The organism is Streptomyces sp. ADI95-17 (genome assembly GCF_003846175.1).
Taxonomy (GTDB): Bacteria; Actinomycetota; Actinomycetes; order Streptomycetales; family Streptomycetaceae; genus Streptomyces; species Streptomyces sanglieri.
In genome coordinates this window covers 219217-235645 of record NZ_ML123050.1, presented here as the reverse complement: position 1 = coordinate 235645, position 16429 = coordinate 219217, and the positions used below count along the sequence as shown (strand labels likewise).

13 protein-coding genes and 2 pseudogenes are annotated in these 16429 nt (G+C 69.5%); 10 read left to right on the top strand and 5 right to left on the bottom strand.

Annotated features, from left to right (window positions below; genetic code table 11):
• Positions 1 to 69 precede the first annotated feature (69 nt).
• From EES42_RS45075 to EES42_RS31795, 3 genes are all read left to right on the top strand, one after another.
• Positions 70 to 240, top strand: coding sequence for a hypothetical protein (locus EES42_RS45075; RefSeq protein WP_164495403.1), 171 nt, complete (start codon positions 70 to 72; stop codon positions 238 to 240).
• Between the two features lie 578 nt (positions 241 to 818).
• Positions 819 to 1487, top strand: a complete 669-nt coding sequence (locus tag EES42_RS31800; RefSeq protein ID WP_124721734.1) for a macro domain-containing protein — start codon at positions 819 to 821, stop codon at positions 1485 to 1487.
• 124 nt (positions 1488 to 1611) lie between these two features.
• Positions 1612 to 3276 (top strand): ADP-ribosyltransferase domain-containing protein, encoded by a 1665-nt coding sequence (locus EES42_RS31795; protein WP_124721733.1) that lies wholly within the window; start codon positions 1612 to 1614, stop codon positions 3274 to 3276.
• A gap of 360 nt (positions 3277 to 3636) precedes the next feature.
• On the opposite strand, the gene EES42_RS47645 is transcribed toward EES42_RS31795, so the two are convergent.
• Positions 3637 to 4095 (bottom strand): MarR family transcriptional regulator, encoded by a 459-nt coding sequence (locus tag EES42_RS47645; RefSeq protein WP_323180999.1) that lies wholly within the window; start codon positions 4093 to 4095, stop codon positions 3637 to 3639.
• Between the two features lie 172 nt (positions 4096 to 4267).
• Here EES42_RS47645 and EES42_RS31785 point away from each other — a divergent pair, with 172 nt between their 5' ends.
• Both EES42_RS31785 and EES42_RS31780 read left to right on the top strand, forming a co-directional pair.
• Positions 4268 to 4720 (top strand): HNH endonuclease, encoded by a 453-nt coding sequence (locus tag EES42_RS31785; RefSeq protein ID WP_124721732.1) that lies wholly within the window; start codon positions 4268 to 4270, stop codon positions 4718 to 4720.
• Positions 4721 to 5114: 394 nt separating this feature from the next.
• Positions 5115 to 5417, top strand: a complete 303-nt coding sequence (locus EES42_RS31780) for a hypothetical protein (protein ID WP_124722175.1) — start codon at positions 5115 to 5117, stop codon at positions 5415 to 5417.
• Positions 5418 to 5509: 92 nt separating this feature from the next.
• Here EES42_RS31780 and EES42_RS31775 read toward each other — a convergent pair.
• Positions 5510 to 6233: pseudogene (locus EES42_RS31775) on the bottom strand (hypothetical protein); the annotation flags it as partial.
• A 147-nt stretch (positions 6234 to 6380) separates the two neighbouring features.
• Between EES42_RS31775 and EES42_RS31770 the strand changes: the two are divergent.
• The 4 genes and pseudogenes from EES42_RS31770 to EES42_RS45070 all read left to right on the top strand — a co-directional run bounded on the left by EES42_RS31770 (position 6381) and on the right by EES42_RS45070 (position 9674).
• Positions 6381 to 7079 (top strand): TetR/AcrR family transcriptional regulator, encoded by a 699-nt coding sequence (locus tag EES42_RS31770; protein ID WP_124721731.1) that lies wholly within the window; start codon positions 6381 to 6383, stop codon positions 7077 to 7079.
• Positions 7080 to 7124: 45 nt separating this feature from the next.
• On the top strand, positions 7125 to 8645 hold the full coding sequence (locus EES42_RS31765) for an FAD-dependent oxidoreductase (RefSeq protein WP_124721730.1): 1521 nt from the start codon (positions 7125 to 7127) through the stop codon (positions 8643 to 8645).
• A gap of 271 nt (positions 8646 to 8916) precedes the next feature.
• Positions 8917 to 9036: pseudogene (locus EES42_RS46525) on the top strand (restriction endonuclease); the annotation flags it as partial.
• Positions 9037 to 9506: 470 nt separating this feature from the next.
• The gene (locus EES42_RS45070; RefSeq protein WP_164495402.1) at positions 9507 to 9674 is read left to right on the top strand and encodes a hypothetical protein; all 168 of its coding nucleotides are present in this window, start codon (positions 9507 to 9509) and stop codon (positions 9672 to 9674) included.
• 513 nt (positions 9675 to 10187) lie between these two features.
• On the opposite strand, the gene EES42_RS31755 is transcribed toward EES42_RS45070, so the two are convergent.
• Entirely contained in the window at positions 10188 to 11345 is a 1158-nt protein-coding gene (locus EES42_RS31755) for a Dyp-type peroxidase (protein ID WP_124721729.1), read from the bottom strand.
• 87 nt (positions 11346 to 11432) lie between these two features.
• Here EES42_RS31755 and EES42_RS31750 point away from each other — a divergent pair, with 87 nt between their 5' ends.
• Positions 11433 to 12770, top strand: a complete 1338-nt coding sequence (locus tag EES42_RS31750) for a right-handed parallel beta-helix repeat-containing protein (protein ID WP_164495401.1) — start codon at positions 11433 to 11435, stop codon at positions 12768 to 12770.
• 7 nt (positions 12771 to 12777) lie between these two features.
• Here the strand turns inward: EES42_RS31750 and EES42_RS31745 are convergent, their stop codons facing one another.
• The gene (locus tag EES42_RS31745) at positions 12778 to 13458 is read right to left on the bottom strand and encodes a hypothetical protein (protein WP_124721728.1); all 681 of its coding nucleotides are present in this window, start codon (positions 13456 to 13458) and stop codon (positions 12778 to 12780) included.
• A 310-nt stretch (positions 13459 to 13768) separates the two neighbouring features.
• Complete coding sequence (locus tag EES42_RS31740; protein ID WP_124722173.1) at positions 13769 to 16168, bottom strand: SdrD B-like domain-containing protein; 2400 nt, start codon at positions 16166 to 16168, stop codon at positions 13769 to 13771.
• Positions 16169 to 16429 lie beyond the last annotated feature (261 nt).

Sequence of the window (16429 nt, the reverse complement as noted above, 5' to 3'; positions counted from 1 at the left end):
CCATCCTCTGTTCCACAGTGCCGTCACATGCCGCACGGCACCCGTGCGGCATGGACAAAGAAGAGTTCCATGAGTGAGCGCACGACAGCCCACGAGTCCGGGAAGAGGAAGGGAGAGCCGCGGCCCGACGTGGAGTTCAGGGCCCGCGAGTTTCACGTCAGTGTGAACAAGGTCCCGTGGACGGGCCTCGCCCTACTGGCGGGGGCCCTCGTTGCCAGAGTGGTCGGCAGTCACGTCTGATGCTCTGACCTGACGGATGGGGTGGCCCTGCGGAACGTGCGAAGTGACCGCGGGGCCATCCCAGGAGCACCGTCCTGTCAGGGCACTCACGACCGACCGTACGAGCCGCGGTGGTTCACCGCCCGGTGAACTGCTGCATCCGTGCTCGGCCCGGCCCCGGACGCAGCTGAGATGAGGCTGAGGCCGCGGGCTGCCCCGGGCCGGCGGTGACCTCACCTGTCACGGTGGGGCTACGACCAGCACACATGACCCGGTGTCAGGAGAGCAGACCTGCGCGAGCACCGCACAGCTGTCCGCGGCCGCCACTTACGCACGACCGCAGACGGGCATGAGGTGAATGCGGGGCCCGTCCCGACCAGCCCTGCACCCCGTGGGCGACACCGGCCGCGCACTGTGCCAGACCTGCGTACACATCGAGCGCCTCCCGTACTTCACGACAGTGTCGGAGCGCCCTGGGCCGGCTTCTCCTGCTCCCCTGCTCGAACAACCCTGCTCGAACAACCCTGTCGAACGGCGCTGTCAGTGGCGCACGGTAGCTTCGGGATTGTTCGAGATCACGGGGTGAGAGGGGTGGAATCGTGGGTGTCAGACATGCGTTGAGCGTCGTCCTGGTCGACGTCAACGACGAGGTGGTGACAGCTTGGCGGTCCGCGTTCGCGGACACGCCGGAGGTCGGGATCAGGCGGGGATCCCTTCTCGATGTGGACGCCGACGCCTGGGTCTCGCCCACCAACGAGCGTGGCCGGATGGACGGTGGGGTCGATGCCGTCGTCAAGCGGTATCTCGGTGCGGGCATCCAGGTGCGAGTGCAGCGGGCGATCCGCGACCGGTTCGGCGGACGGCTGCCGGTGGGCAGCGCGGTGTGCGTCCCGTCCGGTGCGGACGTGCCCCGGTACCTGATCTCGACGCCCACCATGCGTCAGTCGTCGCAGAACGTCAGCGACACGATGAACGTGGCCCTGGCCTGCGCGGCCGCCTTCCAGGCGGTGCATCTGCAGAACCGGGCGAAGCCGGGCAGTATCCGGTCGGTGGCCCTCGTCGGGATGGGCGCGCAGACCGGGCAGGTGCCTGCGAAGGTGTGCGCCAACCTGATGTGGACGGGTTACACCCTCTTCCACGACCATGATTTCGCGGACTACGACGAGTTGCGGGCCGCCGTACTGGGGCAGCTCGACGACATCGAGGGAGCGGGGTCCGCACGGCGGGTCCGGATCAACGTGCCGCAGCGGCCTTCCTTTCGTCACTGACCCGAAGACCTCGCAGGCCGGCGCCGCCCAGGGCGCGGACACCGGCGACGACCCTGCCGCACCAGTTCAGCATGCCGGGGCGCTCGTGGAGGCGTCCGGTTCGAGTATTGGGAGTTCCACCCTCGTGAGTGATGTCGATGTGACGGCCGCAGGCGATGCCGGATCCCCGGCCGGAGATCCGCTGGGACTGGCCGGCCTGTTCACCGATGGCGGCGAGCCGTGGCTGCCACTGCTCGGACCGGTGATCGAGGCGCAGCCAGGAGCCGCCGACTTCATCGGCCCGAAGCGCAGCCCGGAAGTCGTTCCCGTGCGCGAGCTGACGTTCCAGGCGTTGAAGCCGCATCCGCCGGAGAAGTGGAAGGTGGTCGTCTTCGGACAGAACCCCTATCCGCGGGCGGAGAGCGCGACCGGCATCGCGATGTTCGACAACACCTTCAACGACTGGAAGGACAGCCAGTTCGGCCGGGTCGTCAGCATCCGCTGCCTCATCAAGGCGGCCGCGATGTGGAAGTACGGCATCGTCAAGAAGACCCCGATCGCCGATGTCCGCGCCTTGCTGAAGAAGGAGGACACGGTTCAGCCGCCCGAGTGGTTCCAGGCGATGCTCACTCAGGGTGTGCTGCTGCTGAACGCGTCCCTCACGGCGAGCGCGGACGGGGCGATGGCGACCGATCGGCACACGTCGTTCTGGCGCCCTGTGGTCGAGCAGATCGTCGAGGAGATCCTCCGGGCGAAGCAGGACGCGGTGGAGGAGGACGACCGGGGTGTGGTGTTCGCCTGGTGGGGCGCGCACGCCCGGAGTCTGAAGAGGGTCGTCCAGCGGCTGGAGAAGAAGTACCCGGGTGTGCAGGTCCGTCACCTGGACCACGCCAATCCGGCCGCGCAGGGGGATCTGTTCTGCGAGGGCGACCACTTCGCCCAGGTGAACGACGCCCTGGCGACGGTGGGGTCCGAGCCGGTCGACTGGCTGCCGCGGAAGGGCTGGGACCAGGGGACGGGTGGGGCCGGCGGGCCGGAGGACGGTGGTGTCGCGCAGCGGATGGGCGCGTTCATCGCGTCCACGATGGAGTTGCACCAGCTGTATCTGGAGCGGCTCACCAGCGTCAAGGACGAGGGCCTCGTCCTCCCGCCCGTCACCGGCGTGTTCGACACGCCGCTGATGGACTTCCGGAAGGCCGTCGAACCGGTCTCGCGGGTGCTCGCGAACCTGGATCGGCATATCGATCTGTCGAGTCGTTTCGGGGAGACGAAGGCCGCGGAGGCGGCTTCTGCGGGCGCGCCGTCCGGGACGGCCGTGGGCGCCTTGTCGGCCGACGCGATCTCGGCCCTCTACCTGTACACGTGCGAGTCGGGCTTCTACCGCGAGATCAACGCCGTGCTGCGCTCGTCGGACCGGGAGCGCGTGGTGCCGTACCTGCCGTACCTGCGGTTGCTGTTCTCGGCGATGGAGGCGTTGCCGGCGCAGACGCGGCAGCTGTGGCGTGGTGTGGCGCTGGATCTGCGGTCCCAGTATCCGCTGGGGCGGACGGTGACGTGGTGGGGCGTGTCGTCGTGCACGTCCGAGCTGGGTGTGGCCCGCGCGTTCCTCGGCGGGCGTGGCCGGCGGACACTGTTCGAGGTGACGCCCGCGCGGGCGGTGGGGATCCGGCGGTTCTCCGCGTTCACGGGCGAGGAGGAGTACATCCTCGCGCCGGGGACGCAACTGAAGGTGACGGAGGTGAAGGCCGAGCGTGGGGGGCTGTGCACCGTGCGGCTGACCGAGCTGGAGGGGGCCGGCCTCGTGTCGTGACGTCCCCGGGCCGGGCAGCGAGCGCGCCGTGGCGGCCTGAGCCGTGCCGTGGAAGAGGACTGGAAGAGCCGTACCCGGATCTCAGCCCAGGGCCGCCGCGGGAGTCCGTCGACGTGATGTACGTGCGGTGTGAGGCGCGTCAGGCGACCTCCTCCTGCTGGACCAGTCGGGGGTGGAGGCGATCGAGGAGGCGCGTGATCGTGCAGGCCGGAGCACGCCGACCGCGATTACGTCTTGTAACGACATAGCCCCGCAACTCCTGCCGGGGGAGCAGGGGTTCGGCTCTTGGACGGCCTGCTGGCGTCGCCTGAAACGATGCCAGCAGGCCAGCGTCCTCGACCAGCTGCAGCGCGGCCGACGTCAACGATGTCGCTCGGGCCGGTGCGGAGCTGGTGGACGGCACGGGGCTGGTGACCGCACCGAGGGCGCTCCCTTCACCGAAGTCGCCGTGACTACCCGGTGAATGCAGTAGATCACGCGTCGGATATCCGCTGCTCGTGGGCGGCGATGACTGTGGGCCCGGTTCAGCCTTGATCCGCACCGCCACCGCGGCTTCGTACGCGAGCAGCGTGTCGACGAACAGCTGTCGCTGATTCCCGTGTCAGCGGGGCCAACGCCTTGCGCCACGCAGCCGCACCCGGGGGCAAGCCAGGCGGTGATCGCGGGTTGCTGGTCGGCCGGAATGCCAATGATTCGACGGCGTCGGTCCGCCTCGTCCTCACGCCGTTCAAGGAATCCCTTCCGGCTCAGATCGCCGACCAGCAGGCTCACCGCCGTCGGCGCGACCTGCAGCCGGGCCGCCAGTTCGTTCACGGTCATCGGTCCGTCGAAGAGCGGGTAGGAGAGCAGGGAGAGGTGGCGTGTCGCCGGCGCGAAGGACTGCAGCGCCTCGGGCCCCCACCACCGCCACCGCGGCCCCCCACACTCCCGCCCTCAGGCACCCGCCCGTCTGGCACCATCCCTCCGCGAACTCCCCGAACCGCCGGATGCGGTGAAGGCCCGTGAGCTCCTGGCGGGCTTGGCCGTGGCCGACGAGGACGACATCCCCGGTTACTCCCGGGCGAAGTTCCCGCACTGGATCACCCAGTACGGCACCTGCGACGACCGCGAGGTCGTGCTCCAACGGGACGGTCAGGACGTGGTCCAGGACGATCAGTGCCGCGCTGTGTCCGGTACCTGGTGCTCCGAGTACGACGGCCTCACCGTCGACTCCGCCTCCCGCGTCGACATCGACCACGTCGTCCCCCTCAAGGAAGCCTGGCGCTCCGGCACATCGCAACGTCCGAGCGGCATGCTTTCGCCAACGGCCCCCGGCTGCTGGAAGCCGTCACTGCAGTCGTACTGGTGCACCTACAGCCGCGCCTGGATCAGTGTGAAGGCCAGCTACCACCTCACCGCGAATCCGGCCGAGGCCGAAGCCCTGTCCCGGATGCTCGACACCTGAGATGCCTGACCCCACACGGCGGCACCGATCGGGAGCCCCGCGCCCGGTAGACCGCTGGCCGGTGGACAGGCCGGTGCCCACTGAGCAGCGGCGCCGCCCGCTGTGCGCCGCGGCGGGACGTTGGCCTCGGCTCCTCGGCTCATCACCACTTGAGAGCCTCCGCCCCAGCATGACTTCGCGGAACGGCCCCTGGACCCGCCGTGAGGGCGGCGGGCTGTCGAGGTGGGCCTGCAGGTGCCAGTACGTGTTTGGGTCAATTGCACTCGCATTGGCTGATTAGCGATCATCCCATGGAGTGGCGGGCGAATGGGTGAATACCACCCAGGGAAGAACCCCTGCGGCCGCTGTCCAAGACGTCGGCAATCCGAAGCCGCAAGGACGCAAGGAGTCACACATGTCCATGGTCCAGACCGGAAAGCTCAACCTTTCGTCGAACCAGCCCATCGAGACACGCGGGGGAAACACCTCCACTTTCACCCGCGTCAACTTCCCCACCCCGTTCCCCAGCGGATCCCAGGTGATCGTGCTGGCCCAGACCCAGACGTTCAACGGCACGGAGACGCCTGGCATCCGCCTCCACGACGTCACCCCCAGCGGATTCCTCATCCGCTTCAACGAGGTCAACGTCAACGCCAACGTCCGCAGCGACGGCACCCACACGACCGAAACCGTCGGTTGGGTGGCCACCACCGTCTGACCGGACATCTGCTGCCTTTGGTCCTGGATGCAGGCGGGACCAGAGGCGGCAGGAGTCGCGGGCTCCAGCGGCGACCAAGCCGACCCGGCGAAGTCGGGGTGGGCGGCGAGGGCCTTGCCCAGTTCCGCGCCTTCGTACATGGCCCAGTTGGCGCCTTCGCCGTTGGGGGCCAGCAGGTGGGCGGCGTCGCCGACCAGGGTCACCCCGGGCGTCCGCTCCCGCAGGTGCCGCTTGGGCAGGGCGTAGTGTGGGCGCAGGACAGGCAGCCGGGTGCTGTGTGTCGGCGTTGAACGGGTAGGTCTCGACGAACGACGTGCCGGCGTACTCGGGTATCGCCTTTGACAGCAGCGGCCGTATCCGTGATCAGGTGCCGTCCGCGCCGATGAGCACCCTCGTGGTGACGCTGCTGCCGTCGGTGAAGGTCACTTCATGCCGGCCGCCGCCCAAGAGGCGGGCGCCGGTGGCGTTGCGGCCCCGCCGGACTGTGTCGTGCGGCAGCGCGGCGAGCGGTATCTGTCGCAGGTCCGCGCGCTGCGCTTCCGGCCGACCGCCGGTGCCGTCGTCGGCCTTCTCGAACAGGACGCTGCCGTCCTGCCCCAGGACACTCATCGCCTGGCGGCCATCCAGGACGATGGCGCGGAACTGCGCCATCGGGGCTGCCTGAAGGGCGTGCTGCCCGTTGTAGTCGTGGATGTCGAGCATCCCGCCCTGAGCCCGCGCCGCAGGCGAGGCTTCCGCCTCGTAGACCTCGGCCGGGATGCCGTGGATGTGCAGGACGCGGGCCGGCGTGAGTTCGCCGAGCCCTGCGCCAATGATCGTGACGGGGGCATGATGCCGCCTTCGTGAGCAGGGGCGGCGCGCCGCACCACCCCATTTGGTGCGCTGATCTAAAATAGAACGATACTCCAATATAGTTCACTGCTCTAATTTGGCACAGCGCTCCAAATGAGTCATATTTGGCACATGCCAACACGAGCACGCCGGACTCACCGGCGTAACCAGGTGCTCTCTCAAGAGCAGATCATCGACACCGCGATCGACCTGCTCGATACCGGTGGTGAGAGCGCGCTGACCGTCCGGGCGATGACCGATCGCCTGGCCACCGGGTCGGGGGCGATCTACTACCACGTCGGCAACCGGAACGAGTTGCTGGACACGGCGACGGAAACCGTCATCACTGCCGCCCTGGCCACCAAGCCCGCCCGGGCCGCGGCCTCGCCCGAGGACGAGATCCGCGCCGTCGCGCTGGCTCTGTTCGACGCCATCGCCGAGCACCAGTGGCTCGCCACGCGGCTGACCCTCCAGATCATCCGCAACCCGGTCGGCCCGGTAACGGTGGGGATCTTCGAAAGGCTCGGCCAGCAGGTAGGAGCCCTGGGCGTTCCGCAACCCCGCTGGTTCGACGCGGCCTCGACGCTCGTGCACTACATCCTCGGCGCGGTCAGCCAGAACGCCCGCGTCGAGGGGGACACCTCAGGGATCGCCCCCGATGCGGATCGCGAGGAGTTCTTCGACGCGGCCTCGGCCGCGTGGCAGGCACTCGACCCCGAGGACTACCCGTTCATGCACGCCATCGTCGGCCAGATCAGAGAGCACGACGACCGCGAGCAGTTCCTCACCGGCATCGCCGTCGTCCTCGACGGCCTCACCAACCTGAGCTGACCATCCGGCCGGGCAGCCCCTGTTTCGTTTGAGAAAGGAACTCTCATGCATGACGTAGTAATCGCGGGCGGCGGCCCGGTCGGCCTGTTCCTGGCCGGCGAACTGGCTCTGTCCGGCTGCTCGGTCCTGGTGCTTGAGCGCGACCGGGAACTGTCCTCGCCCGTGAAGGCACTCCCGCTCGGCCTGCGAGGCTTGAACGCCGGCTCCGCCGAAACGTTCTACCGCCGCGGCCTGCTCGAAGCGATAATGGATGCCTCGGGAGCCGACGAGAAGGAGGTCGGCGCCGACCCCGACACGAGCGAGGCACCTGCTCCCCGCGACGTGTCCCATTTCGCGGGCATGGGCCTGGACGCGGCCGGCATCGACGCGTCCGCACTTCCATTCCGGCTGCCCAGCCCGGCGATGGAAGGCTTCATGACGAGCCTGGAAGCAGTCGCGACAGTGGTGGCCGAGCGGGCCGCTGCCCTCGGCATGGAGATCATCCGCGGCGTTCCCGTCACCGCTGTGACGCAGAACGACGAAGGCGTCACAGCCACCGCCGGCGGCCAGGAATACCGGGGACGCTGGCTGGTGGGATGCGACGGCGGGCGCAGCGCGGTGCGCGAGCTCATGGGCTTCGACTTCGTCGGCACCGAGCCGCTGTTCACCGGTTACGTCGCCAAGGTCACCTTCGCCGATCCCCAGCAGTTGCCGCTTGGCTTCAACCTGACACCGACCGGCATGTATCTGCGCACGCCCTTCGAAGGCCACCTGGGCATGAATGACTTCGACGACGGCACCTTCGACCGCTCGCAGCCGCTGACGCGCGAGCATCTGCAGGCGGTCCTGCGTCGCATCTCCGGCACCGACGTGACGCTCACCGACGTTCAGCTCGCCTCCAGCTTCACCGACCGTGCGATGCAGGTGACCAGCTACCGCAAGGGGCGCGTGCTGCTCGCCGGGGATGCCGCGCACATCCACTCCCCGCTCGGCGGTCAGGGCCTCAACCTTGGCATCGGCGACGCCGTCAACCTCGGCTGGAAGCTCGCGGCGACCGTGCACGGCACCGCGCCTGATGGACTGCTCGACACCTACACCGACGAGCGCCACCCCGTCGGTGCCGCGATCCTGAACTGGTCGCGGGCCCAGGTGGCGACCACGAAGCCAGGGCCCAACGCCCCCGCGCTGCGCAAACTGGTGTTCGACCTGATGGGCACTCGCGACGGGGTGACCCACGTCTACCAGCAGACGTCGGGGCTGTTCCACCGCTACGACCTGGGCAGCGAGCAGCCGCTGGTCGGCCGCACCGCCCCCGACTTCCGCTTCACGGACGGCACCCGCCTTGGCGAACTGCTGCGCCGGGGACAGGGCGTGCTCCTCGACTTCACCGCCGACCGCGCGCTGCAGAACGTGGCCAAGGGGTGGGAAGGGCGGATCCGGTACGCTGCCGGACCGGTGCGCAACGACCTCGGATTGACCGCACTGTTCATCCGGCCGGACGGCATCGTGGCGTGGGCAGACACCGACGCCAATCCTGAGGCGTTCCAACAGGCCGCGACCCGCTGGCTCGGCCACCCTCAGAGCTAGCGGGTCCCCGCGGACAGGGGGAGCGGGCGGGGCGAGTGAACACGCCCCCGATCACGAAGTGTTCGGGCCGGGACGAGTTGCGTCCCGGCCCGCAGTCGATGCGCCCCTTGCACGCGGGGTGAGCCGGATGACCGGGTGCCGCCGAGTACGCGCCCCGAGCCCGGGGCCCCTGCTCGGGAGAGAGCCGGCGCGCCCCTGCCCCCGTTGCCGGTGTTCCACGGCATGTGTGTCACCGCATGTACACAACCGGTTGGTGGCACCAGTCCGGCCGATCGTCCTGGCCGAGGCGGAAGGCCGGCTGTCCGCGAAACTGGAGGGCACCGTGCGCTGTGTCCAGAACCGCGCCCGCCTCGTCCGCTCCCTCTACGAACGGCTGGACCGCCTGGAGGCCCCGCTCGCCCCGGAGGGGATTGCCCCGGTGGCTGGATGGTTGCCTCCAGTGGGGACCGCAGGTGTGACCGATGACGGTGAAGGCGGTTGGCCGGGCATGGCGATCCTCAGTCTCTCCGTCGAGCAGGCCGATCAAGCTCCGCGCGAGCCGTGGGAGGACGAGGCCGAGATCCTGGACGCAGACGCAGACGCAGACGCAGACGCAGACGCAGACGCAGACGCAGACGCAGACGCAGACGCAGACGCAGCCGCAGACGCAGACGCAGCCGCGGGCGCTGGCCGACGCGCGGCGGCCTGGGTCCGCACCCTGCCCGCCCCGAGACCGACCGGTGGATCGTCGGCCCGTACGCCGACGCCGTCGAGAAGGTGATGACGCCCTTCGACCCCGGCGACTGCGACGACGTGGACCGAGATGGCACGGGCGGCGTCGACGACGACACCACGGAGACGCTCGCCGGACCCACCTAAGCGGTGCAGGAGGCGGCGCACTGGCTCACCCCACAGCAGGTCTGCCTCCTGGCCGCGGCCGCCACCGTCTCCGGGATCCCGCGACTCCTCGCCAACGACCCCGGCACCGCTATCGAGGGCGGCCAGGTGCCGCGCATGTGCGCCATCCTCGACCACACCACCCGCCCCTGACCCGTTCACCGAAACACCCGACCCGCCGCGGGGGAGGAGAAACAGGACGCCCCGCCCCGGCCCTCATCCCCCGCGGTGCCCCAACCTCGACTCGCAGTCTTTGAGTCCTCGGCATCGGCGATGCGCGAGGGCCGTGCGGGGCTGTCCGGAGGGGAGCGAACCCAGTCATCACCCAGGAAGCACCCGGGGCGGGGCTGTCTCCGCAGGACGTGCGGAGTGACCACGGGGACAACTGAGAGCCCCGTCCTGTCAGGGCACCCGCACCCGACGGCACGGACACCGGCGCGTTTTGGGTGGGACCACGGTCGCGTTCCCCATCAGGCAAATGCGCGCAGTGTCCGCCAAACACGGCCACGCCCGCCGCGATGGCCACCGGCGCGGTCGTTGTGTAGCCGAGAACGAACCCCTGTGGGCCGGGCGACTGGCGATGCCAGGACAGTCAGCTGTGCGTCGACGCATGCAAATCGACAGGCAGTGATGCATTGCGGTGCCCCGCCCTCAAGTTGAGCGTGATCAGTCGAACAGCTGGGCTCCGAGCGGGTGTTGCCGGTCGAAGCCGGGGAGGATCAGGAATGTCGCGCTGGCGGTTGTGGTGGTGAAGGGCAGCAGTGCGTCGGAGGTGTCCATGTGGGTGAGGGTGGCGGTGAAGGTCCGCAGGTCGTTCTGGAAGCTGATGAAGAGCAGGCCGGGGGCAGGCTCGTCGGTGCTGTAGGAGCGGCGGAGCATGAGCCCGACCCCGACCACGGTGGCGTGCGCTCTGCGCGCGTGGGCGTCCGCGGGGACGAGGTAGCGCCCATCCGGTGTCTTGGCTCCGAGCTCCGGGCCCGAGGCGGCGGTGCCGCCGGAGAGGGGGACGCCGCTGGCCCGGCGCCGCCCGAAGACCGCTTCCTGTTCGGCTAGGGACAGGGCGGCGAACCGCGGCAGGTCGAGTTCCATACGCCGCAGTACGGCAAGGGTGCCGCCGGCGACCGCAGGGGGCCCCGCCAGCCACAGGTCGCGTTGCTGTTCGGCGGTCGTGTGCGGGCCTACGATGCCATCGATGAAACCGAGCGGGTTGCGGGGCGCGGTAAGGCCGTTGCCGACGGACACGTTCGTACCGCGGCGTGCGGACTGGCGCCAGCGTTCGCGGATGCGGTCACCGGCCTGGTCCAGAAGCACGGCGGCGACGACCGGTAGGAGCAGCGCGTCGCTGGCGCAGATCTGTATCAGCAGGTCACCGCCGCGTGCTTGCGGGGCGATCCGCTCGCGGGAGAATCGCGGGAGGTCGGCCGCGCCGGGCAGCGAGGCACCGGCCGTGCGTACCAGCCGGGGGCCCACGCCGACGGTCACAGTGAGGTCGCCTGGCGGCAGGCCCAGCAGCCGTGTATCGGTCCCCGCTGTGAGTGCGCGGATCGCCTGGCCGAGTTCGGCCAGGAGCGGGCCGGGAGCCACGGTGGCACCGAGGTCGGCAACCACGGCGAGCAGGTTGGGCTGGGCCGGCTGGGGGAGCGTGATGCCTGCCTGATGGCGGCCCGTCGCCGGAACCGGCATTGGCACGGCCCCCGGGGTAGGGGCGTGCCGGCCTGGCTGGGTGGAGTCCGATGTGCACCCGGCGATCAGACCGGCGGCCATCATGGCGCCGGTGACATCGAGGAACGTGCGGCGTGACGGGTGGTGATCGGCTCGGCGCATGGGGTGCAGAGTGCCACACCCGAATCGCGTGTGCCGGTCAACCTCACGATTCTGGCGTGGAATTGGGAGTCATGCCAGACTGGGATCATGCCTCGATTAGCTCTTCGCGTGTTGGCGGCGGTAGTGGGCACGCTGACACTGGTGGCAGGCTGCGGCGGCGATGGCGGATCGGGCGCAGGCCGGCGTCCGGCCGGTGCGCATGTGACGATCGGAGTACCTGCCGATGCCCCGACGATTTCGGATGCGGTGTCCTTGGCTCGGCCCGGTGACCTGGTGCTGGTCGCACCGGGCGTGTACCACGAGTCGGTGAAGATCGACACGGCGCGCATCACTCTTCGCGGTTTGTCCCGGGACAAGGTCGTCATCGACGGGCGGTTGCGGCAGCCGAACGGCATCGTCGTCTCGGCGCCCGGGGTGGCCGTGGAGAACCTGACCGTGGAGAACAACACGCAGAACGGGGTCCTGGTCACCGGTTCGGCGAAGGCGGCCGCCGGTCTGCCGGGGGGAAGCGGCGGCTACGACACCGGCGACGAGTCTGTCACCCTCCTGAAGTCGTTCCTGGTCTCCCACGTGACCGCGACCCGCAACGGTCTGTACGGCATCTACGCGTTCTCCGCCCAGAACGGTGTCATCGAGCACTCGTACGCGTCGGGCAGCGCCGACTCGGGGATCTATGTCGGCCAGTGCAAGCCCTGCAACATCGTGGTGCGGGACAACGTCGCCGAACTCAACGCGGTCGGTTACGAAGGCACCAACGCCAGTGAGGACATGTACGTGGTCGGCAACCGCCTGCTCGGCAACCGGGTCGGACTCACCACCAACTCCGACCACCAGGAGAAACTGCTCCCGCAGAAGGGGTCCGTCATCGCGGGCAACCTGATCGCCGCCAACCAGCAGACGGCCACCCCGGAGCAGGCCGACGGCGGGTGGGGCATCGGCGCCGGCATCGACGGCGGCAGCGACAACCGGTTCATCCGCAACCGCATCGCCGGCAACCGCAACGCCGGGCTGATGATCACCGCGACCACCGACATACCTCCGGTCGGCAACCAGATCGTGGACAACACGTTCACCGGCAACGGAGTCGACGTCGGCTGGACGTTCCCCACCACCACGCGGGGACGGGGCAACTGCCTGCGGGGCAACGATCTGCGCACCACCGTGCCCGCCCGGCTCGCGACGACTGCGGCCTGCCCACTTCCGGCCGGGTCGTCCTCGCCGGCCGGCACGTGGGCGGCGCCGACGGCACCCGGTGGCATCCCGTTCACCGAGGTCGCGGGGCCTGCTCCGCAGCCGCAGTTCCCCGACGCCGCCACCGCGGACGCCACTGCTGTCCCGCCCGTCCCGGCCCTGCCGAAGACGGAGGGCATCCGGCTGCCGCCGACGTCCCTGCTTGCCGCGTACGCGCGGGTGCAGACGCCCTGAACAGCGGCTACCGGGTCGGGGTGGTTCCGGGTACCGGCTTGACCGGAACGTACTTGTGGGTGTCGAAAACGATGACTACCGGCTCCGGCTGCGAACCCACGCTGACGCGGACCCGGTACATGGTGCCGTCGGAGCCGATCCAGTAGCGCACGTTGCCCGCCGTACCGGTGCGGTCAGGGGAGGACGGTCCGGTCATGACGTCCACCCAGCGCCCGTCCACCTGCTCCCGCCCCCACCAGGCGGCGCCATTCTGCGGCAGCAGTTCGGCGTTGTCCGGCCGGTCGCCGCCGAGACCGAGCGCGATGGTCAGGGAGGTGTCCAGCGCGCTGCCGGACGACAGCAGCGGACGGTCGTACCAGCCCGAACGGGGCGGCGACGCGGGCGCGTGCGCCGGGGCGTCCGTCATCGGGCGGACGTGCACCGAGGCGGGCGTCCACTGGATCAGCCCGTCGCTGGACCTGTCGCGCCCAGTGCCGTGCACCACGCCGTAACCGACCTTGCGCCGATAGTCGACGGACCCGGTCACAGTCAGCCCGCCGGCAGTGCCCGGCACGGTGATCGTCACCGCGCGGCCCTGCGCCTGGTAGTTACGGAATCGTGTGATCGCCAGCTGGCCCGCCTCATCCGTCGTCAGCGGGCGCGGACCACCGGCGTCGGAGCCGCCGTCGGCGACCAGGAACGCGGCCACCGCGGCCACCGCGACGGCCGCGATGCCGATGACGGCCGCTGCCCGGCGCGACCGCGGCCATCGGCGCCGGTCAGCCGGACGACCCGGTGGGGCTTGCCGGATTCTCACGCTCCGCACGCGGTTCGACGCTGACACTCTCCGATTCATCCTTTCGATCACCACACCGTCCGGCCGCCGCGGGCTCGCGGCGGCACTCGGCACTCCGGTGGCAGACCACGCCAAGGCCGGTCCTCCTGGACCGGCCGAGACGCGATCTGCCCGTCCGCGCCGTCCGGAACGCGGACGGGCAGATCACCGTTGTGCAGTTCGTTCAGTGTTGCCGGGCGCGACGATTCCGGGTCACGAACGCGATGACCAGGCCCGCACCCACCAGCAGACCGACGATGCCGATCATCTCCGCCAGCCCGGGCGTACCGGTGCTCGCCAGCGAACCCCCGCCTCCACCGGCCGGAGCCGGGTGGTTGGCAGGCGGCGCGGACGACGGCGGCGTGGAGGCCGCGGGCGGCGTCGGGGTCGGGGTTGGCGTCGGGGTCGGGGTTGGCGTTTCCTTCGGGATGTACACCCCGGCGTCGATCGTGTGATCGACCCCGCCCGGCTTGTCCGGCGCCGTGACAGCCGCGTAGCCGTTGCACAACGGTCCGGTGGTCGGCGGGGTCACATTGGAGTCGTGCGCCCGGCTGGCACCGGCCCGCGGGAGCGTGAACCTCAGCTCGCGCGCCGGGGGCTGCCCGGGCACCTGGCTGGTGTCCGCGGTGCACACGTCGAACTGCACCGTGTACTTCGCGCCCGGCGTGAGCTCGTACGCGGCGCCGACACCACCGAAGTAGTACTCGCCGGCGGCATTGGTCCTGGTCGTGGCGACCTGTTTGCCGTCCGCGTCCAACAGGTTGATCGTTGCCCCCGGCAGCAGCACGTGCCCCGGGTCCTGAATCCCGTTGTGGTCGCCGTCGAACCACACGACGTTGCCGACCTGGATCGGCGCGTTCGCCGCCGCGTACGCGATGTCACCGAGCCCGCCGGCCTTGCCGAACCCGCCTTGTTCGCGGCTGACGAACTGGAACCCGTTGGCGGTCGGGTTGTTGCCCGGGCCCTGACCGGTCGTGATGTTGTGGTACCCGGTCCCTGAGGTCGCGACGTTGACGACCGGGTCGAACTCCGTGCTGACGACCCATTGTTGCTGCGGGATATAGGCCACCGACCCCAGCGCGGTCTCCTGGTGCGCGTTGGCGTAGAAGTCGCCCGGGAAGTATTCGACGACATCGGCGGCCTGGCCGCCATTGTTGGCGGGGGTGGCGTGGTTGGGGCAGCTCCCGGTGCCTTCCCACTGGTATTCACCGGTGGGGGTGGCGCAGACCATGGTGATGTCACCACCGGACATGCCATTTTCCGCCGTGTCGTTCCCCGGGCGGGGGTCCAGCCCTCCCCAACTGAGCACGTCCATGAACCGGTCGCGGAAACCCAGGATCATCGAGCCGTCGCGGGCGAAGGCGAGGGAGGCCAACTCCGGCTGCGGATCGATGAAGACGCCGCCCGTCTTCCTGTCGTCCCACGTGTCCAGGCTGGTGTTCCACGGGTTCCAGTGGGTGGCCTTGTCGCCGGAACCGAAGACGCTGCCGCGTTCGTCCGTGAGCGGGTGGCTCAGCACCGTGGTGAACCGCTTGCCGTCGTAGGTGGAGACGAAGACTTTCAGGTCCGCGCGCTGCTGCGTGCTCTCCGCGCTGCACACGCCGCCGACGTACAGCGTGTTGTTGTGGACCTGGAGACCGAACGGCCGCCAGTCGTCGGGGCTCGCGCACCCCGGATCCGGGATCGGGACCGTCGACTTGGGCGCCGCGGCGGTGGCCCCTGTCGCGTCGAAGCTCACCAGGCTGCGGGTCCGCAGATTCACTGCGTACAGCGTGGAGCCGTCCTCCGACAGGGCCAGGCCACCGATGCTCTCCTTGCCCGGCGTGTCGGTGAACCCGGGATCCTTGATCATGTTGGTGGTGTCGTGCCGCGTCACCGAGGCGTCCGGCACCCGCGCGAACAGCTCCGGCGCATCCGAGCCGTTGACCGGCACCGTGTAGATCGCGCCCCCGCCCTGCGGCCCGTACGGGGCGTACCGGCGGGCGAACGCGCTCTGGAACAGCCGGGTCCGGTACTTGTCGTAGGCCAACCCGAACGTCGTGCCCACCTGGTCCTGCGTGGCCAGTGTGGTCGGGCACGCCACATCGGTGGGACACGTGCCCCGGGCCTCCGTCCCGAACGCCACCAACGCCCGGTTGTCGGTCCCGTTGGCGCCGTTGTGGATCGGCACGAAGTACCGCGAGTCCGGCAGCGCGTAGTCGGCCGGATCCCACACCCCCGTCACCACCGAGGCGTTCTTTCCGCCCGACACATCCACGAACGACGTGAAGCTGTCGAAGTGGTTCTCCGCCGTCGACGCAGGCGCCGCCCGCAGATAGCCGTTGTACGGCGCCGGGATGCTGACGTCGACGCGGTACTGGCCGCCGCTCAGCACGGTCGACCGCGACACCACGACCTTTCCGGTGGCATCCGTGACGCCGGTGACAACCCGCCCAGCGGGGTCGGAGATCTCCACCCTCATGCCCCGCTGCGGCACGTCCATCGTCGTGTTGATCACGCCGGTGCCGAAGAAGTCGCGCAGCACCTCGACCGTCAGCGTACCGTCGGCGGTCGAAGCGGTGGCCGGTCCAGCCGTCGCTCCCAAGGCGCCGCCTGCCAGTAAAAGAACAGACAACGCGATGCGCGCCGGCGGCTCCACAAGCCTCCAGGCTAATCGGCGCGAGTCTCTGCCGAGTCGGTTCATGGCATCACACTCCACACTTCTCTTGTCGTGAAAACGAAGCACTCGCTTCTCGCTACACGTCCACTTCGTGAGCCCGGGCGCGGACGCCGGTCGTGAACGTCATGGAAGAAAAAAAGGGCCCGCTGCTGTTGAGTGGACCGCTTTGTGGTGACCATGCGTGGA

What these genes read in the sequence shown, in the direction of transcription:
- EES42_RS45075 (WP_164495403.1), top strand. Translation starts at nt 70, where the DNA reads ATGAGTGAGCGCACGACAGCCCACGAGTCCGGGAAGAGGAAGGGAGAG.
- EES42_RS47645 (WP_323180999.1), bottom strand. Translation starts at nt 4,095, where the DNA reads ATGACCGTGAACGAACTGGCGGCCCGGCTGCAGGTCGCGCCGACGGCG.
- EES42_RS31780 (WP_124722175.1), top strand. Translation starts at nt 5,115, where the DNA reads ATGTCCATGGTCCAGACCGGAAAGCTCAACCTTTCGTCGAACCAGCCC.
- EES42_RS31770 (WP_124721731.1), top strand. Translation starts at nt 6,381, where the DNA reads ATGCCAACACGAGCACGCCGGACTCACCGGCGTAACCAGGTGCTCTCT.
- EES42_RS31765 (WP_124721730.1), top strand. Translation starts at nt 7,125, where the DNA reads ATGCATGACGTAGTAATCGCGGGCGGCGGCCCGGTCGGCCTGTTCCTG.
- EES42_RS31755 (WP_124721729.1), bottom strand. Translation starts at nt 11,345, where the DNA reads ATGCGCCGAGCCGATCACCACCCGTCACGCCGCACGTTCCTCGATGTC.
- EES42_RS31750 (WP_164495401.1), top strand. Translation starts at nt 11,433, where the DNA reads ATGCCTCGATTAGCTCTTCGCGTGTTGGCGGCGGTAGTGGGCACGCTG.